A 17,122-nucleotide genomic window follows, 5' to 3' on the forward strand; every position below is an offset into this window, starting at 1 on the left:
AAAATAACAACTCTAGAAGGGATGGAGAACGAATGAGAAAACCGATTATTGCAGGTAACTGGAAAATGAATAAAACATTATCAGAAGCGACCGGGTTTTTAGAAGAAGTCAATACACTAATTCCAAAAGCGGATAAGATTGATTCGGTAGTCTGTGCTCCGGCATTATTTTTGAATCAACTTGTTCAATCAGCACAAGGAACAGATGTGAAGATTGGTGCACAAAATATGCACTATGAAGAAAATGGCGCATTCACTGGAGAAATCAGCCCGATTTCCCTTGCTGATATCGGCGTTTCCTATGTCATCCTTGGTCATTCTGAACGCCGTGAAATGTTTAATGAAACGGATGAAGCCGTGAATAAGAAAGTGCATGCCGCTTTTAAACATAACCTGACACCTATCGTTTGCTGTGGGGAAACACTTGAGCAAAGGGAAGCTGGCGAAACCAATGATTTCGTTGGGGGGCAGATTGAAAAAGGCCTTGCCGGTCTAACTGAAAATCAATTGAAACAAACGGTCATTGCCTATGAACCAATTTGGGCCATCGGAACTGGCAAGTCATCATCTGCTGAGGATGCCAATGAAGTGTGTGCCCATATCCGTTCAGTTGTGGCTGACAAGTTTTCTAAAGAAGCGGCAGAAGCGGTCCGCATTCAATATGGTGGTAGTGTGAAACCTGAAAACATCAAGGAATATATGGCTCAACCAGATATCGATGGTGCTTTGGTTGGTGGCGCAAGCTTGAAACCCGATTCATTTTTACAATTGTTGGAGGCTGGTCAATATGAGTAAATCGCCTGTCGCTCTTATCATCTTAGACGGCTTTGGATGCCGGAAAGAAGAAGAGGGAAATGCAGTTTATCATGCAAAAAAGCCTAATTTCGATCGATTTTGGGAACAATATCCTCACTCGCATTTAACTGCAAGTGGGGAAGCGGTTGGTCTACCTGCGGGCCAAATGGGGAATTCTGAAGTAGGACACTTGAATATCGGGGCAGGGCGGATCGTCTATCAAAGCTTGACGCGTGTCAATCTTGCCATTCGTGAAGGCGAATTCGCGGAAAACCCAACATTACTTGATGCCATGACCCATGCCAAGGAAAAGGGTACGGCCCTTCACTTGTTCGGTTTACTTTCAGATGGTGGCGTACACAGTCACATTGAGCATTTATATGCCCTTCTGAAGCTGGCAGCGAAAGAAGGCGTCAAAGATGTATTTGTTCATGCATTTTTGGATGGCCGAGATGTCGGACCGAAAACGGCAAAAGGGTATATTAAAGATGCCGAAGCCAAAATGAAGGAAATTGGTGTAGGACAATTCGCTACCATTTCCGGACGTTATTACTCGATGGACCGAGATAAACGATGGGAGCGCGTGGAGAAATCATACCGTTCCATGGTATACGGAGATGGACCAGCATACGGTTCGGCAATGGAGTGTGTGGACGATTCGTATGAACATGGTATTTTCGATGAGTTCGTGATTCCTTCTGTCATTACCGCTGAAGATGGTAAGCCTGTAGCGACCATACAGGACGAAGACGCCGTTATTTTCTATAACTTCCGTCCAGACCGTGCCATTCAAATATCCAATACGTTCACGAACAAGGACTTCCGTTCATTCGATCGTGGTCCGGGACATCCTGAGCACCTTCATTTTGTCTGTTTGACACATTTCTCGGAAACTGTTGACGGATATGTTGCTTTTAAGCCGACAAATCTTGATAATACAATAGGAGAAGTACTTTCTCAAAACAATCTTACACAGCTTCGTATCGCTGAAACGGAAAAATATCCACATGTGACATTTTTCATGAGCGGTGGCCGTGAAGAGAAGTTTCCTGGCGAAGAGAGAATCCTAATTAATTCTCCAAAGGTTGCTACATACGATCTACAACCTGAAATGAGTGCCTATGAAGTGACGGATGCTTTGCTGGAGCAAATTGAGGCGGACCGCTTTGATGCGATTCTCTTGAATTTTGCCAATCCGGATATGGTTGGTCACTCAGGGATGCTAGAGCCTACTATTAAAGCGATTGAAACCGTCGATGAATGCCTTGGTAAGATTGTCGACCTAATCGTTGCAAAGGGCGGTACAGCCATCATCACGGCCGATCACGGAAATGCCGATGAAGTCGTGACGCTTGAAGGGAACCCAATGACAGCACATACAACAAACCCTGTACCTGTCATTGTCACAAAAAATCAGGTAACATTAAGAACAGGTGGAATTCTAGGTGATTTGGCTCCAACGATGCTTGATTTGCTTGGAGTTGAAAAACCTGTCGAAATGACGGGTAAATCCCTATTATCTAAATAAAACAGCAATAAAAAAGGAGAGATTTAAATGCCGTATATCGAACATGTATATGCACGCGAAGTACTAGATTCACGTGGTAATCCAACAGTAGAAGTAGAAATTCAAACAGAGTCAGGATACTTTGGCCGTGCGATCGTGCCATCTGGTGCATCAACAGGAGAACACGAAGCGGTTGAACTTCGTGACGGAGATAAATCTCGTTACCTTGGCAAAGGGGTACAAAAAGCAGTTGATAACGTAAATAATATCATTGCTGAAGCAGTCATCGGCTTGGATGTAACCAATCAAGCTGGTCTTGATTTAACGATGATTGAATTAGATGGAACAGAAAACAAAGGGAACCTGGGCGCTAATGCGATTCTTGGTGTTTCCATGGCCGCTGCCCATGCTGCAGCAGAATTCTCAGGACTACCATTGTATCGCTACCTTGGAGGATTCAATGCTAAACAACTTCCGACTCCAATGATGAACATCATTAACGGTGGATCACATGCGGACAACAATGTGGACTTCCAAGAATTCATGATTCTTCCTGTCGGTGCTCCTAGCTTTAAAGAAGCCGTCCGTATGGGTGCAGAAGTATTCCATGCATTGAAATCGGTTCTTTCATCTAAAGGCTTAAATACAGCTGTTGGTGATGAAGGTGGATTTGCTCCAAACCTTGGTTCAAACCGTGAAGCCCTTCAAGTCATCATCGAAGCAATCGATAAAGCTGGTTACAAAGCTGGCGAAGACATCTATCTTGGTATGGACGTTGCTTCTTCTGAGTTCTATAACAAAGAAACAGGCAAATACGACCTTGCTGGCGAAGGACGCAATGGCGTGACTTCTGAAGAAATGGTCGCTTTCTATGAAGAGCTAGTGAATGAGTTCCCAATCCTTTCTATCGAAGATGGCTTGGACGAAAATGACTGGGATGGTCACAAGCTTCTAACGGAACGCCTTGGAACAAAGGTTCAATTGGTTGGTGACGATTTATTCGTTACGAACACGAAAAAATTGGCTGAAGGTATCGAAAAAGGTATCGGCAACTCCATCTTAATCAAAGTAAACCAAATCGGTACATTGACTGAAACGTTCGATGCCATCGAAATGGCTAAACGCGCTGGTTATACAGCCGTCGTTTCTCACCGTTCAGGTGAAACAGAGGATGCAACGATCGCCGACATCGCTGTTGCGACAAATGCAGGGCAAATCAAAACAGGTTCCATGTCCCGTACGGATCGTATTGCTAAGTACAACCAACTTCTTCGCATCGAAGACCAACTTGGTGACTTGGCTGTCTATGGCGGCTTGAAATCTTTCTATAACTTGAAGAAATAATGAAAAAAAGGCACCGCTTCTGACGAGAAGCGGCGCCTTTTTTTTGCTGTCACAATCATCATTAAACCCACTCCTCATATTTTTGATAATGATTTTAGTATAAATTTCCAATATACTACAATTTAGAGAACGGTAAATATAACCGTGGGAATAGAAAGGACTGGGGCGATGAAAAACCTAACTAGGAAGCTCTTCTTTTATGGGGCTTCATTGTTGTTATCGGGAATGCTTGTAGGATGTATTGGCAAAGAATCCACAGCTGATTCTTCAGGGAACGATGTAGTGACTGATTCAGAAGAAGTATCCGGCATAGATGAGAGTAGAGCAACAGATGAGCTAGGGGGGGCAGATGACGAAGCGGCGAATGACATCGCTCCCTCACCGGAAAGCGATGGGGAAAAAACAGGTGATAAGAAAGGGAAAGAGACACTATCCATGTACTCTACTGAGCAGATTGAATATGCTAGAATTTGGTTGCAGCTTGGCGCGAATCAGGAGATAGATGAATTGAATGTGAGGCATTTTCCGGCAGGCACCCCGCTCAATCCTAATGATGACACAAGTGCTGCCTATCCTGAAGATGTTGTTCAGTTAGCAGGTTCTCGGTTGGTGGATGGATCCGTTACGTATTCTAGCAATGGGGACGGTACGATTCATATATATAATGTCCCTTTACGCTGGGACGGCAGGTATCCAGCTGGTGAGAAATTCTATACCGATATAATTACCCAAATAAGGCGTGTGTACGTTGACCCAGGAGAGGATGAAAAAATCATAGATTTAATCCAATTGTTACAGGTTCATTAATATCCCTGTGCTGGTCAAAGGAGAGCAGTCATCTACCATTGAAACTAGAGGCACTTTCTAGTTCCATAAACGTCTAAAGCTAGAGATACCAGGAAGTAATGGATTTAATCAAACGTTTGATTAAACTCAAAAAAGGGGCGTCCACCCTCGGACACCCCCATTTGTTATTTCTTAGTACTGGCTTCTACCGGTACAGCGTTATAATATTCTTCCAATGTGCTGTTGGCCTCAAATATCTCTGTAGCGACATCGACACCGACGTAGCGGATGTGCCATGGTTCATACTTGTAGCCCGTGATATCCTCTTTCCCCTCAGGATACCGGATGATGAATCCATACTCGTGGGCGTTCTTTGCAAGCCATGCAGATTCTTCTGAGTCACCAAAGCAGTCCTGGGCAGCACAGGCCCCGTCATGTGTCGTGACATCAATGGATAACCCTGTCTCATGCTCGCTTGTTCCAGGCAGGGCACTGTATGTTTTAGCCTTTTCTTCGCCGTCCTGTGCGACATAGTTGCTGAAGATGGCGATCTGAGTTTGGTGCGAGCGGTAAGCGGAAACGCCGGCTAGATGCATATTGTCTTTTTCAGCCGCTTGGAACATTTTCTCTAGCGCTTTACCGGCTTCTTTTCTCATCATCCGTTTCTCGATTTTATCCTCGAAGATGAAATCGACTTTTGGATAGATCAGGTCAGTCGGTTTGTAACTTTCGGGAAGGCTGTATTGTTTATTGACCAAGACTGGTATACTTTCAGGCTCGGCTAATGTCTGAAGGCCTTCCTGGGCAGGTTTTGCCGTTGTATCGACGGCAACTTGATGTTTGACTTGCCCTGCAGAATCATCCTTCTGCGTTTCTTCTGAGGCATTCTGGGATGATTGTTCTTCTTTTTGTTCTTTCTTCTCATCCGATGAAAAATCGAACGAACATCCAGCTAGTAAGATGAAGGAAGAAAGAGCGGTTGCGGTGAATATAGGTTTTAACATACGAAAAGCTCCTTGGTATAAATAAGATTTCCAAAAAAATAAGGTACTAAGAATATTATCGGGATAAATAGTCCCTTGTTAACTCCCGCTGGTATTTATCTAGAAACAAGCCAATCCATATGATCATCAATAAGAAAGGAAAATCATTACGGATGGCGGCTTCGACCACGGGGGTTGTCCAAAAGTGGGAAAGGAACCCGGAAGCACTGTTCATCGTAACTGTTTCAAAGCTGACAAGCGCATGTAAGGCGAGCCAGAGAATGGTAAGCGTATTCGTACCAAACCCTATGACGGCGGCTATGATACTCAATAAAAAGGCCGCTAATCCTAGTAATAAGACGCTGATGCCCGATTGGAAAAAGTCGATGCTGCTATCTGAAAGTCCATTATAAATAATAGCAGTAAAATAAATGGTTGTCGTGATATATGCAGCAAATAATAAATATCGGTTTCCATGATACTTGGCTAGCAGCAGTAGAAGTGGTGAGAGAATGATTAACAGGACACTTATTAAATTACTGCCGTTTGCCCAAAGGGAGTAACCGGCTACCGCGGAGAATAGGATGGTCAGTATATCAAGAATCCGGAGTATGGGCTTAAACATAGGAACACCTCTTTCTTCTCTTTTAGTGAATTATCTCAAATTTTGTTTCAAAAAGAAAACAATGACGATGAAGTCTAGGAATTCTTTCCATTATTCCATAACAATGATTGTGGATACCTTATGGGTGTGGTAAAGTTAAGGTAATTGTTTATTGGTTCTTCAGGAGGTGTAATTGCATGCATGCATTACTCATAACGCTTTTGGTGATTGTCAGTATCGCGCTTATCGTGACGGTATTGCTTCAATCAGGAAAAAGTGCAGGTTTATCAGGTGCGATTGCTGGCGGTGCTGAGCAGTTATTCGGAAAGCAAAAAGCACGCGGCTTAGACCTTGTTCTTCATCGGGCAACTATCGTATTAGCTGTTTTATTCTTTGCTTTAACTTTACTTGTTGCGTACTTTGATGTGTAATGGATCAAAAAATGAGTCTAGCTAAATAGCTAGGCTTTTTTCTTTGCACAATAGTTGCAGGAATAGCTATAGTTAATTTAGAAATTATAAAAACAAGTGATGATGACAGTTACAGTTAAAGGAGCCTATTACATATGAAAATGAAGCTGCAAAAGCCCTTTACCTTTGAAGGTGGAAAAAGGGCGGTCTTACTTTTACATGGATTTACGGGTAATTCCGCCGATGTACGAATGCTTGGACGATATCTCGAAAAGAGAGGATATACCTGCCATGCGCCGCACTATAAAGGACATGGTGTCCCACCTGAAGAATTGGTGGAAACGGGTCCTTCTGACTGGTGGAAAGATGTGATGATGGCCTATGATTTTCTAAAAGAAAAAGGCCATACGGAAATTGCTGTTGCCGGACTGTCATTAGGAGGCGTATTTTCTCTCAAATTAGGTTACACTGTACCTATAAAGGGTATCGTATCAATGTGTGCGCCTATGTATATCAAAAGTGAAGAAGCAATGTATAAAGGAGTATTGGACTACGCTAGAGAATTTAAAAAGTACGAGGGAAAAGAACAAGATCAAATCGAAGAGGAAATGGGCCGCTTTGCTGATAAACCCATGTGTACATTAAAAGCTCTTCAAGAATTGATAACGGATGTACGTGAGCACGTAGATCATATCTACGCACCGACTTTTGTCGTGCAGGGTCGACATGATGATGTTATCAATTCAAAAAGTGCCGATATTATTTATGAAGCTGTCGAGTCGCCCGTTAAGCAAATCAAATGGTATGAAGAGTCCGGCCATGTCATCACCCTTGATAAAGAGCGTGAACAGCTGCATGAAGATGTATTAGAATTTTTAGAAAGCCTGGATTGGTCCGAATAATAAATTAATCATACCCTGAATAGGAGGGTTTTTATGGAAGATAATATTCAAGAACATATAAATAAGCTTCTGACATACATGAAAGATGAAGCATATAAGCCACTTACGGTACAAGAATTGGAAGAGGCCCTTAAAATCGAAGACTCGGCGGACTTCAAGAATTTCGTGAAGGCGCTAGTTAAGATGGAAGAAAAGGGGTTGGTTGTCAGGACGAGAAGCAATCGTTATGGCCTGCCTCAAAAAATGAATCTATTCCGTGGTAAGTTAACCGGACATGCAAAGGGATTTGCCTTTGTGACGCCGGAGGATAATCCGGGAATGGATGATATTTTCATCCCGCCGAATGAAACAGGAACAGCGATGCATGGAGATATTGTCATGGTCCGGGTTTCTTCGGAAACATCTGGTTCAAGACAGGAAGGTACAGTTATCAGAATCCTTGAACGTGGGATCAAACAAGTGGTCGGTACATATTCTGAAAGCAAAAGTTTCGGGTTTGTCATCCCAGATGATAAGAAAATCGCCAATGATATTTTCATCCCCCAGCATGCTTCCCATGGAGCGGTGGAAGGGCATAAAGTTGTCGTCAAGCTTACCTCTTATCCGGAAGGACGCGTCAGCGCAGAGGGGGAAGTCATTGAAATCCTCGGTCATAAAAATGATCCAGGTGTAGACATTCTATCCGTCATCCATAAATATGGCCTTCCGATGGAATTCCCTGAAGATGTGATGGAGCAGGCTAATGCCGTTTCTGATACCATCAAAGAATCCGAAATTGGAAACCGCCGGGATCTACGCAATGAAGTATTGGTTACGATTGATGGAGCAGACGCGAAGGACTTGGATGATGCTGTTGGAGTGACTAAACTTGAAAACGGCAACTATAAGCTTGGCGTACATATTGCCGATGTCAGCCATTATGTGACAGAAGGTTCACCGATTGATAAGGAAGCACTTGAAAGAGGGACGAGCGTGTATTTGGTTGACCGGGTCATTCCTATGATTCCACATCGTCTATCGAATGGGATTTGTTCATTGAATCCGCAGGTCGATCGCTTCACGTTATCGTGTGAAATGGAAATCACACCGGATGGGGAAGTCGTTTCTCATGATATTTTCGATAGTGTCATTAAAACGACGGAACGGATGACATATGGCAATGTGAACAAGATTCTTGTCGATAAAGACGAAGAACAAATGGAACGCTATGAATCCCTTGTTCCAATGTTTCAGAATATGGAGCAATTGGCTGCCATCCTTCGTAAGAAACGGATGAATCGCGGGGCAATCGACTTTGATTTCAATGAGGCCAGAGTGATTGTTGATGAAGAAGGCCACCCAACGGATGTAGTTTTACGTGAAAGATCAGTCGCAGAGAAGCTGATTGAAGAATTCATGCTTGCTGCTAATGAAACTGTTGCAGAACACTTCAACCGTCTTGATGTGCCATTCATTTACCGTATTCATGAGGATCCGAAACCGGAGAAATTACAACGTTTCTTTGAATTCATCACAAACTTCGGATATATCGTCCGTGGATCTGCCAATGATGTACATCCAAAGGCCTTGCAGGACATCATCGAAGCCGTTGCTGGTAAGCCGGAAGAAACGGTCATCTCGACCGTCATGCTCCGTTCCATGCAACAAGCAAAATATGATCCGGAAAGCCTGGGTCACTTTGGTCTATCGGCCGAGTTTTACACTCATTTCACATCACCGATCCGCCGTTACCCAGATTTAATCGTCCACCGCTTAATTCGGACGTATTTGATCGAAGGGAAACTCGATGAAGCGACTAAAGAGAAGTGGAATGCCATTTTACCGGATATCGCGGACCATACATCGAAACGCGAACGTCGCTCCGTTGACGCGGAACGGGAAACGGATGATTTAAAGAAAGCAGAATATATGCTTGATAAAATCGGAGAAGAATATACAGGGATCATCGGCTCCGTTACGAATTTCGGAATGTTTGTCGAGTTGCCGAATACCATCGAAGGGCTTGTCCATGTCAGCTTCATGACAGACGATTACTACCGCTTTGATGAGCGTCAGCTTGCAATGATCGGGGAACGGACAGGAAAGGTGTTCCGGATTGGCGACGAAATCGACATTCGGGTTTCCAACGTTAATAAAGAAGAACGGGCGATTGATTTTGAAATCATCGGCATGAAAGTAAGCCGTCCGCGTCCTTCAGGCGAGAAGAAAATCTTCAAGGCCAATTCAGGTCCAGGCGGCCGAAAGCGCAAAGGCGGAGATTCAAGAGGATCGGAACGCAAAGGCGGCCGTAGTGGTGACACCCGAAACGGTGGAGCGTCTTCTGACAAAAAGCCGAAAAAGAAGAAAAAGTTCTTTGAAAATGCGCCGGCAGCGAAGCGTAAAAGAAAACCTAAAAAGAGATAAAACGGAAGAGAGGATGATCCAGTCATCCTCTCTCCGATTGGATAAAAGGGGAGAGTTAGATGCCAAAAGGCTCAGGAAAGCAATTAGCGCAAAATAAAAAAGCGTACCATGATTTTTTTATCGAACAAACATTTGAAGCGGGTATCGTATTAAAAGGGACCGAAATCAAGGCCATCCGTGCAGCACGGCTGAATTTGAAGGATGCCTTTGCCAAGATAGAAAACGGCGAAATCTACCTTTACAATATGCATATCAGCCCTTATGAGCAGGGGAACCAGTTTAACCATGATCCTTTGCGGACAAGGAAGCTTCTTTTACACAAGAAGGAAATCAATAAACTGATCGGTGAGACGAAGGAAACGGGTTACACCATCGTTCCATTGAAAATGTATTTGAAAAATGGCTTCGCCAAGGTTTTAATCGGGTTGGGTAAAGGGAAGAAACAATATGATAAGCGTGATGACCTGAAGAAGAAAGAAGCAAAACGTGATATCGAACGTGCTTTCCGCGATCGTCAAAAGATGTAGGGTTACCAAGACCTTACAATTGATTTTTTGATTCAATCTGTTATAATTAAACCTGTACCGATGACAACTGAATATCAGCCAACTTGCTGACTATTCTTTTCTCGTACGCTCCATTCTTATCATGGGGACGTTACGGATTCGACAGGGATAGTTCGAGCTTAAGTTGCGAGTCGAGGGGATCGGCCTCGTTAAAACGTCAACGCCTATAACTGGCAAACAAAACAACAACCTAGCTTTCGCTGCGTAACAACAGACGTTAAGCTGTTCCTCCCTCCATGGCCCACGTGGTAGGGTAAGGGACTCACTCTAAGTGGGATACGCCGGAATCCACCGTCTGAGGATGAAGGAAGAGACCAATCAGACTAGCTGCTCTGCCGCCTGTCGATAGGCTAATGAGTTCGCGAAACGCGAATATATCGACTACACTCGTAGAAGCTTAAGTGCCGTTATGTCTGGACGTGGGTTCGACTCCCACCGTCTCCACCAATACATATATTGGTGGTTTTTTATTTTGTATTGTAAGTTAAAGCATAAATTGTCCAATCGGACAGTTTATGCTTTATTTTTTATGTGGACAATTTATGGTTAAATCTATTTATAAACTCCTTTATATTGGTAAAAATAGTAAATTATCTGAATGCTTTGGGAGAAATAAATACTACTATTGGTATTTATTTGATAAGATAGGGTATACAATAAGTGACTTATAACGGAGGCAGTTTTTAATGGATTTAAATCGTTTTACGAATTACTATAATAATAAAATGAAAAGTAATCTTACTAAGAAAAAGCGTTTACAGACTATTAGTGAGTATTTTCAAAAGACATTAAAGGAAAAAGTTTCATTTGCAGATGAAACAGAGTGTTATAAATATATAGTTAAGTACGTAATATCTAAAGAGGATGAAGCTGAAGAAATTCTGAATGAGATTTATAACATGCTGGAATATTCTTATTCAACACAAAATCCTAATTATGTATATGACTTAAAAACAAATAAAGTACATTCAGATTTCTTTAAATTGATAGATAAAACATTCAAAAAACCAATAAGTTATGGAGATTTTGTATATAAATTAACAGAAAAAATCAAATATGACAGGTTTAATGAAGTTATAGAATGCATTCTAGAATACAAGGAAATGGGGGATGATATAGCTACTGGGGAACCATATAAAAAGGATTCAGGTTTAATAATTATTACCTTTGATTTGAAAAATAAAAAATTCATTTCATCAAAGTCTTCAAGTTACAAAAGTCATAACAATATTGTTGATTTTTTGGGTTCAAAGGGGTTTTCAATTTCACCTATTTATATTTTAAAAAGAGCATTGACTATCAAGAATAGAAATCATACTGAGTTCTCGCCAACAACGTTGTTAATTATAAATTTACTTTATGAGAAAATTCCAGAGATGGGTTATGATATTACATTAGATGCAATAAGTTTTACTAATTTAGATGCTAAAAATGTTCAAGGGATTAAAATGAAAGGTACAGATTTGTTACAGTCTATGGAAATTCTACAAAGAATACATGATGGTGATGAAGTACATAACCTTAAACTGTCCTTAGATAAGATAAATAGGAATAATGAAAAGCAAGAATACTTTAGTACAATTTTTACTATTGATCTTCAAGGGAAGATTGCTTTTATATTTGATGACGATGAAATTCGAGAAAGTAGAAGAAGAGAAATATGTATTAATTTACAAAGTAGCTTGTGGAATCTTATATATGATGAACAAACAATTGAAAGAGGAGAACAAATTATTCATAAGGAATTACCAAAGCCTGAATCACTCCATTACACGGTGTCAGATATTAGGAAAAAAATGTTAGAAATAATAACTGATAAGGATGAAAAGATTGAAGTTGAAAAATTCTTTATGGATAAATACCCAGCATCATTAATTTTTAATACAGATTAAAAAAAGGAGAATTTTTATGTTCTTTTCCAATAGTACGATAATAGTACAAATTAATAATATAGATGTGGAAAAAAATCTTAAAAATTTTTCCTTTTTTGAAAATAACGGTTCGAGTAACTATTCTCGGAAATTTTACTCTATAAATTTTTATAATGATAAAAATGATATGGGAGAAATACATTACACTAATTCTTTTGAATATGGAAAGATGAATGTTATAAATTTCATTAGAAAATCTAACCTATTTTTTCTATTTACGTCCAGTGTGCAACATACCAAATTTTTCAAAAAAATTATAACTACGATGGTAAAAGAAAAAAAAATTAGTTTTGATATCCTTAAAATCCCAATAACTGAAGAGATAGTGGATTTTTCAGAGGTTAAGAATTTTTCTTTTATTCAAACGGATAGTGTATCTGGTATTATTGGGACTTTAATCTTTAATAACGATCCATATTTAATAAAAATGTATAATAACGGTTTAATTACGTTTCCGTTCACAAATAATAAGGAGTTAATTGAAGTGATTATAAGTACTTCTTTACAAATTTTAAATGAATATGGACCAATTTGAAATATTTATTAAAATGAAAGAAAATATTTATTCTTTTTTTGAAAATATGTCAATATACTCTGTAAACTTTTTGACTTGGACTTCTGCTATTATAGCTGCTTTATTGGCTCTTACTACAATTATTTTTAGCCAATTTAATGAAAGATTAATTCAAAAAATAAGCGATTTAACTAAGGAAATAGAAGTATATATATCTGATGTAAATCATGATCGTCAAATAATAAATCAAAAGATAAATGAAATTATTTATTTACTTTCAAATCAAGCCGTTTATAAATTAAACTTATTCTTCTTTTTTTTGATATCGTACTTATCAGGTTTATTATGGGCAGCTTCAGGAATTGGATATAGTATTGACCAACCAGATGGAAGTTTGGGAGACATAATAATAATTAGTTTTTCGACTTTTGGTATTTCCGCTGCTTTTTTTGTTTTACCAATTATTTTAATTAAATTTAATAAAAATTCAATCTTAAAAGTGGATAATAAGAGTAGATTAAAGTTTTCTGACATAATTAAATACTTTAATTCTATAACTAGAGTGTCTATCGAAAACATAATCAAAGAATATATACAGCCAACTATAAATATAAAATTAAGCTACTCAGGTTCCTGTGGAATTTCATTGAAACAAGAAATTCCTATTTCTAAGATTTCTTATATTTTAGAATTTGTTAGTGTGAATAATATAAAACAAATAATAAAGATAACTAATAATTCAGCTGAAAAATATAATGAATATATGATTAAACCTTTAAATAAAAATGAAAATAATTTTGAAGGGTTATTTGATTTAATCCGAGAAAGTACTCATCAATACTTATATGTGTATAAAATGGATAAAAAAGAATTAGTAGCTTCCTTTACAATGGATTTTTCAATTAACACAGATACTGAGTTGGTTATAAAAATAAATGAAAAATTTAAAACTACGCCGGATATTCAAATAATTGACATTCTTTCTTCGAATAAATGGATGCATATCTTTTCAGAAGAGAGTCCAAATAAATATAATTTAGTCCAAAAAAAGTAACTAATAAATATCTCCTTTTAAACACCGTTCAAATTGAACGGTGTTTTCTCTTTTAGAGTCAACTAAGTTTTAAATATATATTTTTAAGTCAAAACTAAAAGGAAAATAATACTGAAGGGTTTTGGAATATGAAATTTTCAAACAGGACAATATTATATGGTGTTGATCCAAAAGGAAGAGGCTCAATATTTATTGAATCGTTAACCAGTTATTTAATAAGGTTGGCAGAAGTACATTTGATTAAGACTGTCGATTTAATAGCTTATGAGGTCGTGCCACTATTAGACAAAGACTATCTACTATATAGTTCAGATAGAGATGGAAATCGCTTTTATGATGGTGCTCATTCTTTAAATGGCTTTGGTAATAACACAATAAGCTTAAGCCACTAATAGAAAGAAAATTGACAAGAAGAACTTCCTCTTTTATTACTGAAGAAGAAAAGAAGCAAATGGAGATATCTTTAAAAAAGTATCTTGATAGTGAAGATGAAAGCTTAACCCTCTCTACATTTTCCAGTAAGCACAGATATAATCCGCAAGTTGTAAAAAGTCATTTCCCTCAATTAAGTAATAAAGTTATCGCTAGATATAAGAGTGAGAAAATAAAAGAATTAGCTTCATTCGTGGAAACAACCAAAACAAAAATTCAGCAATCCCTTATTATTGAAAAAAATCAACCATTAAGTTTAAAACAAACCTGTAAGAAATATGGAATTAGTACTCAGGTGGGGCATAAACTTTTTCCGGATTTGTGTAAAGATATTGTAATTTTGGAATTTGGTGCGTGAATACCTGAATTATAGAAATTCATTATTATCATTTTTATCTCTTCTTCATTTTTCTTTACTCCCTCAATTGCCTTTTGAGCTCTATCTAAACGATAGGTTTCGGATAGAACATTCTAATCCACTTATTTTTAAAAATAAATATTATAGGGACTATAGAGATAAGATTAAAAGAGAAATTGGATACTTGCATTGATATCTAACATTTTTTCTTTTAACGGAAGGTAAAAGTATGGTTAAAAAAGTCCTTTTTGAGTATAAATAATGAAAATTACAATGGTTCCGGAAGGTGAGTCACTACAGATAATTGGCACTCCCTTTCTTTTTGGCTTTGTTAATGAGTGTTGTTGATTTTCCTTATTGAACTAAAGACAGTTCAATAGTGCTGTTAGATCTTTGTTCAACATTTAATACCTTTAATAGAAGATTTTATTGCTTATAATTAGAGGATTTGAAATAATTGGTATGAAATATTATGGGTTATACTTATCTACATCTAAACGTAGTAAGTTTAAAATATATTTCTTATAACTATAGGGGAGAGGATTAAACTTGAAAGTGAATTTATTCACAACCGGTTTCTGGACACTTGAAAACTCTGATATACAATACCATGGAGATCTTTACTTAAATAAAGATGAAGGTGGAATTATTGTTTATATTCGTATTCCTAATAAAGGTGCTCCTATGAGTTATTTTGAATTACCTCTTGAAATCCCTTTTATTAATGGTACGACAATTAATGGAGCAAAAATTGCTTTAGTCGATTGTTCAAGAGTATCAACAGTGAGCAGGTATGGATTGGAAGAAGTATATGGGTACCAAGTAAAGTATATGTTAGAAGGCATTACATTTGAACAAGAGGAAGATATAGTATTTTCAAAGATGAAAATAAGCTTACCTGGAATAATACGATGGGGTAATGTATCCAATTTTGTTATGCCGGATGCTACGCAGAATGATGTACTTATAAAGTTAAATAGTTTAAGCCCAATAGAAATATACGAATGTGAGAAATATACCTTATCTTATTTTGTATCTTACAACTATACATTCTTTAATCTAATGAAGGAAGAGATAAATATAGAGCAAATTCCATATTTAATTGTTGAGTCTAAATCACTTCATTCATTTGGTTGGTTTATTGATATAGTCATTAAAATGAAAAGACTTATTGAAATTGCAATGGGAATTCCTTTGCAATTTAATAAAATGATTGCAGAATCCCCTAACATAAAATGGGATTTCGATGACAGAAATAACCATGAAAGACCTATAGAGATAATACATGCTTTAGCCCAAAGCTCTAATAAGAATAGTAAAACTGATAGTGTGAAATTTCTTTTTAATTTAAATGAATTAACTAATAATGCTAACTTCGCACAATGGCAAATAAATTCATCGATTTTAGAACCAATAATCGAGTTATATATTGATGATTTGTATAATCTAGAGTTATCGGCTAGCCGTCATTTTCTAAATATGATTCAAGCTTTAGAAACTTACCACTCTCGATTTGTGTGTAATGGTACATTAGCAGATTATAAAAAAAGAGTTGAAAAAGTAATTGCAAAAAGGCCTGATAACTGTAAACAAGATGATAGAAAATTCCTTTTAGGAGGAAGCCATAAAGGGATTTCATTAAGAAGTAGAATAGCTGATTTACTTCTGGCAGATTTCAGATTTCGGTTTTATACCTTGGATTTAAAATATAAAGATTATCCAAAGGTTATTGCAGATACTAGAAATTACTATACACATTATAATCAAAAGCAAGAAGAAAAAGCTCTTAAAGGTGATGAGTTAGTGGATGCATACTATACACTTCGTAATATCCTTGAATATTACATTCTAAAAGAGCTAGGTTTTGAGGAAAGTTTCATTCATGAGCGAACAAGGGAAAGGATAAGGCCATTAAGAACTAGTATTGAAATTAAAGAACATACAAGACGGAAAATGAATATGAAAAAAGAGGAAAGCCATTCTTCGTTGACGAAGTTGTAGACTGTTATTTGTGGTGTTAGATAAAGAGGTGAAAAACTAGGGGCAGGTTAGTTGAATAAGAAAAACGCTAAAAATAGTGTAAAATAAAGTAAATTATTATGGTGGAGGAAAAAAATTTAATGATCATATTAACGTGGAAGTTGATTCAATAGCATTTGTTTATGAATATGCACTTCATTTGAACTATCATTGTTTATCAGAGCCTTCTTTTTAGATTGTGGTACAAAAAAATATAAGAAGTAATATATAAAAATAGCTGAGATGATATTTAGGGACATTTTATTCTTAATTTAAGCAATTATAGACAATTAATGATTAATTTAGTGTGCTCAAACAGTTTGAATTTTGTGTAAAAATCTATATATTTGGACACTTTATGGTTAATTTTAGGGACAATTTATGCCTTAACTTACATGTATTTAAATAAATTTGTTAGTAAAAAAGGGGCTGTCTAATAAGTCCCTAAAATAAAACAGGTGGAGAAAAACGAGTTGTTTTTCTCCACCTGTTTTTCTATTTCTATAATAATTTAC

At 37.7% G+C, this 17,122-nt stretch carries 16 protein-coding genes and 1 other RNA gene; 15 read left to right on the top strand and 2 right to left on the bottom strand.

Annotation, left to right across the window (positions count from 1 at the left end):
* The first annotated feature begins 32 nt into the window (after nt 1-32).
* The 4 genes from tpiA (at nt 33) to ACIQXU_RS17580 (ending at nt 4,452) form a co-directional block, all read left to right on the top strand.
* Nucleotides 33-794, top strand: coding sequence for a triose-phosphate isomerase (gene tpiA, locus ACIQXU_RS17565; RefSeq protein ID WP_402991317.1), 762 nt, complete (start codon nt 33-35; stop codon nt 792-794).
* Nucleotides 787-2,322, top strand: coding sequence for a 2,3-bisphosphoglycerate-independent phosphoglycerate mutase (gene gpmI, locus ACIQXU_RS17570; RefSeq protein ID WP_402954490.1), 1,536 nt, complete (start codon nt 787-789; stop codon nt 2,320-2,322). Before tpiA ends, gpmI begins: the two co-directional genes overlap by 8 nt.
* 27 nt (nt 2,323-2,349) lie before the next feature.
* Nucleotides 2,350-3,645, top strand: a complete 1,296-nt coding sequence (gene eno, locus ACIQXU_RS17575) for a phosphopyruvate hydratase (protein ID WP_402870762.1) — start codon at nt 2,350-2,352, stop codon at nt 3,643-3,645.
* Nucleotides 3,646-3,813: 168 nt separating this feature from the next.
* Nucleotides 3,814-4,452, top strand: a complete 639-nt coding sequence (locus ACIQXU_RS17580) for a hypothetical protein (RefSeq protein ID WP_402991319.1) — start codon at nt 3,814-3,816, stop codon at nt 4,450-4,452.
* A gap of 164 nt (nt 4,453-4,616) precedes the next feature.
* Here the strand turns inward: ACIQXU_RS17580 and ACIQXU_RS17585 are convergent, their stop codons facing one another.
* Together ACIQXU_RS17585 and ACIQXU_RS17590 are read right to left on the bottom strand one after the other, a co-directional pair.
* Complete coding sequence (locus tag ACIQXU_RS17585; RefSeq protein WP_402954484.1) at nt 4,617-5,435, bottom strand: M15 family metallopeptidase; 819 nt, start codon at nt 5,433-5,435, stop codon at nt 4,617-4,619.
* A gap of 55 nt (nt 5,436-5,490) precedes the next feature.
* Nucleotides 5,491-6,039, bottom strand: a complete 549-nt coding sequence (locus ACIQXU_RS17590; protein WP_402870769.1) for a hypothetical protein — start codon at nt 6,037-6,039, stop codon at nt 5,491-5,493.
* 176 nt (nt 6,040-6,215) lie between these two features.
* Between ACIQXU_RS17590 and secG the strand changes: the two genes are divergently transcribed.
* The 11 genes from secG (at nt 6,216) to ACIQXU_RS17645 (ending at nt 16,589) form a co-directional block, all read left to right on the top strand.
* Nucleotides 6,216-6,449 (top strand): preprotein translocase subunit SecG, encoded by a 234-nt coding sequence (secG, locus tag ACIQXU_RS17595; protein WP_402870772.1) that lies wholly within the window; start codon nt 6,216-6,218, stop codon nt 6,447-6,449.
* Nucleotides 6,450-6,583: 134 nt separating this feature from the next.
* Nucleotides 6,584-7,330 carry an alpha/beta hydrolase gene (locus ACIQXU_RS17600; protein WP_402991322.1) on the top strand — a complete coding sequence of 249 codons (747 nt, stop codon included), beginning with the start codon at nt 6,584-6,586 and terminating at the stop codon, nt 7,328-7,330.
* Nucleotides 7,331-7,363: 33 nt separating this feature from the next.
* Nucleotides 7,364-9,733, top strand: a complete 2,370-nt coding sequence (gene rnr, locus ACIQXU_RS17605) for a ribonuclease R (protein ID WP_402991324.1) — start codon at nt 7,364-7,366, stop codon at nt 9,731-9,733.
* 59 nt (nt 9,734-9,792) lie between these two features.
* Nucleotides 9,793-10,260, top strand: a complete 468-nt coding sequence (smpB, locus tag ACIQXU_RS17610; RefSeq protein WP_402870780.1) for an SsrA-binding protein SmpB — start codon at nt 9,793-9,795, stop codon at nt 10,258-10,260.
* Between the two features lie 123 nt (nt 10,261-10,383).
* Nucleotides 10,384-10,746, top strand: a transfer-messenger RNA (tmRNA) gene (gene ssrA / locus ACIQXU_RS17615).
* A 239-nt stretch (nt 10,747-10,985) separates the two neighbouring features.
* Entirely contained in the window at nt 10,986-12,191 is a 1,206-nt protein-coding gene (locus tag ACIQXU_RS17620; protein ID WP_402991327.1) for a hypothetical protein, read from the top strand.
* Between the two features lie 16 nt (nt 12,192-12,207).
* Entirely contained in the window at nt 12,208-12,765 is a 558-nt protein-coding gene (locus ACIQXU_RS17625; RefSeq protein ID WP_402991330.1) for a hypothetical protein, read from the top strand.
* A gap of 13 nt (nt 12,766-12,778) precedes the next feature.
* Nucleotides 12,779-13,798 (top strand): hypothetical protein, encoded by a 1,020-nt coding sequence (locus ACIQXU_RS17630; RefSeq protein WP_402991333.1) that lies wholly within the window; start codon nt 12,779-12,781, stop codon nt 13,796-13,798.
* Between the two features lie 128 nt (nt 13,799-13,926).
* Nucleotides 13,927-14,190, top strand: a complete 264-nt coding sequence (locus tag ACIQXU_RS17635; RefSeq protein ID WP_402991336.1) for a hypothetical protein — start codon at nt 13,927-13,929, stop codon at nt 14,188-14,190.
* A gap of 11 nt (nt 14,191-14,201) precedes the next feature.
* Complete coding sequence (locus ACIQXU_RS17640) at nt 14,202-14,588, top strand: hypothetical protein (protein WP_402991339.1); 387 nt, start codon at nt 14,202-14,204, stop codon at nt 14,586-14,588.
* 555 nt (nt 14,589-15,143) lie between these two features.
* Nucleotides 15,144-16,589: an ApeA N-terminal domain 1-containing protein gene (locus ACIQXU_RS17645; protein WP_402991348.1), complete on the top strand. Its 1,446-nt coding sequence runs from the start codon at nt 15,144-15,146 to the stop codon at nt 16,587-16,589.
* The last annotated feature ends 533 nt before the right edge of the window (nt 16,590-17,122 follow it).

Origin of the sequence: Peribacillus sp. NPDC097284, assembly GCF_044761765.1 — a bacterium.
In the GTDB taxonomy this organism is placed as follows: Bacteria; Bacillota; Bacilli; order Bacillales; family DSM-1321; genus Peribacillus.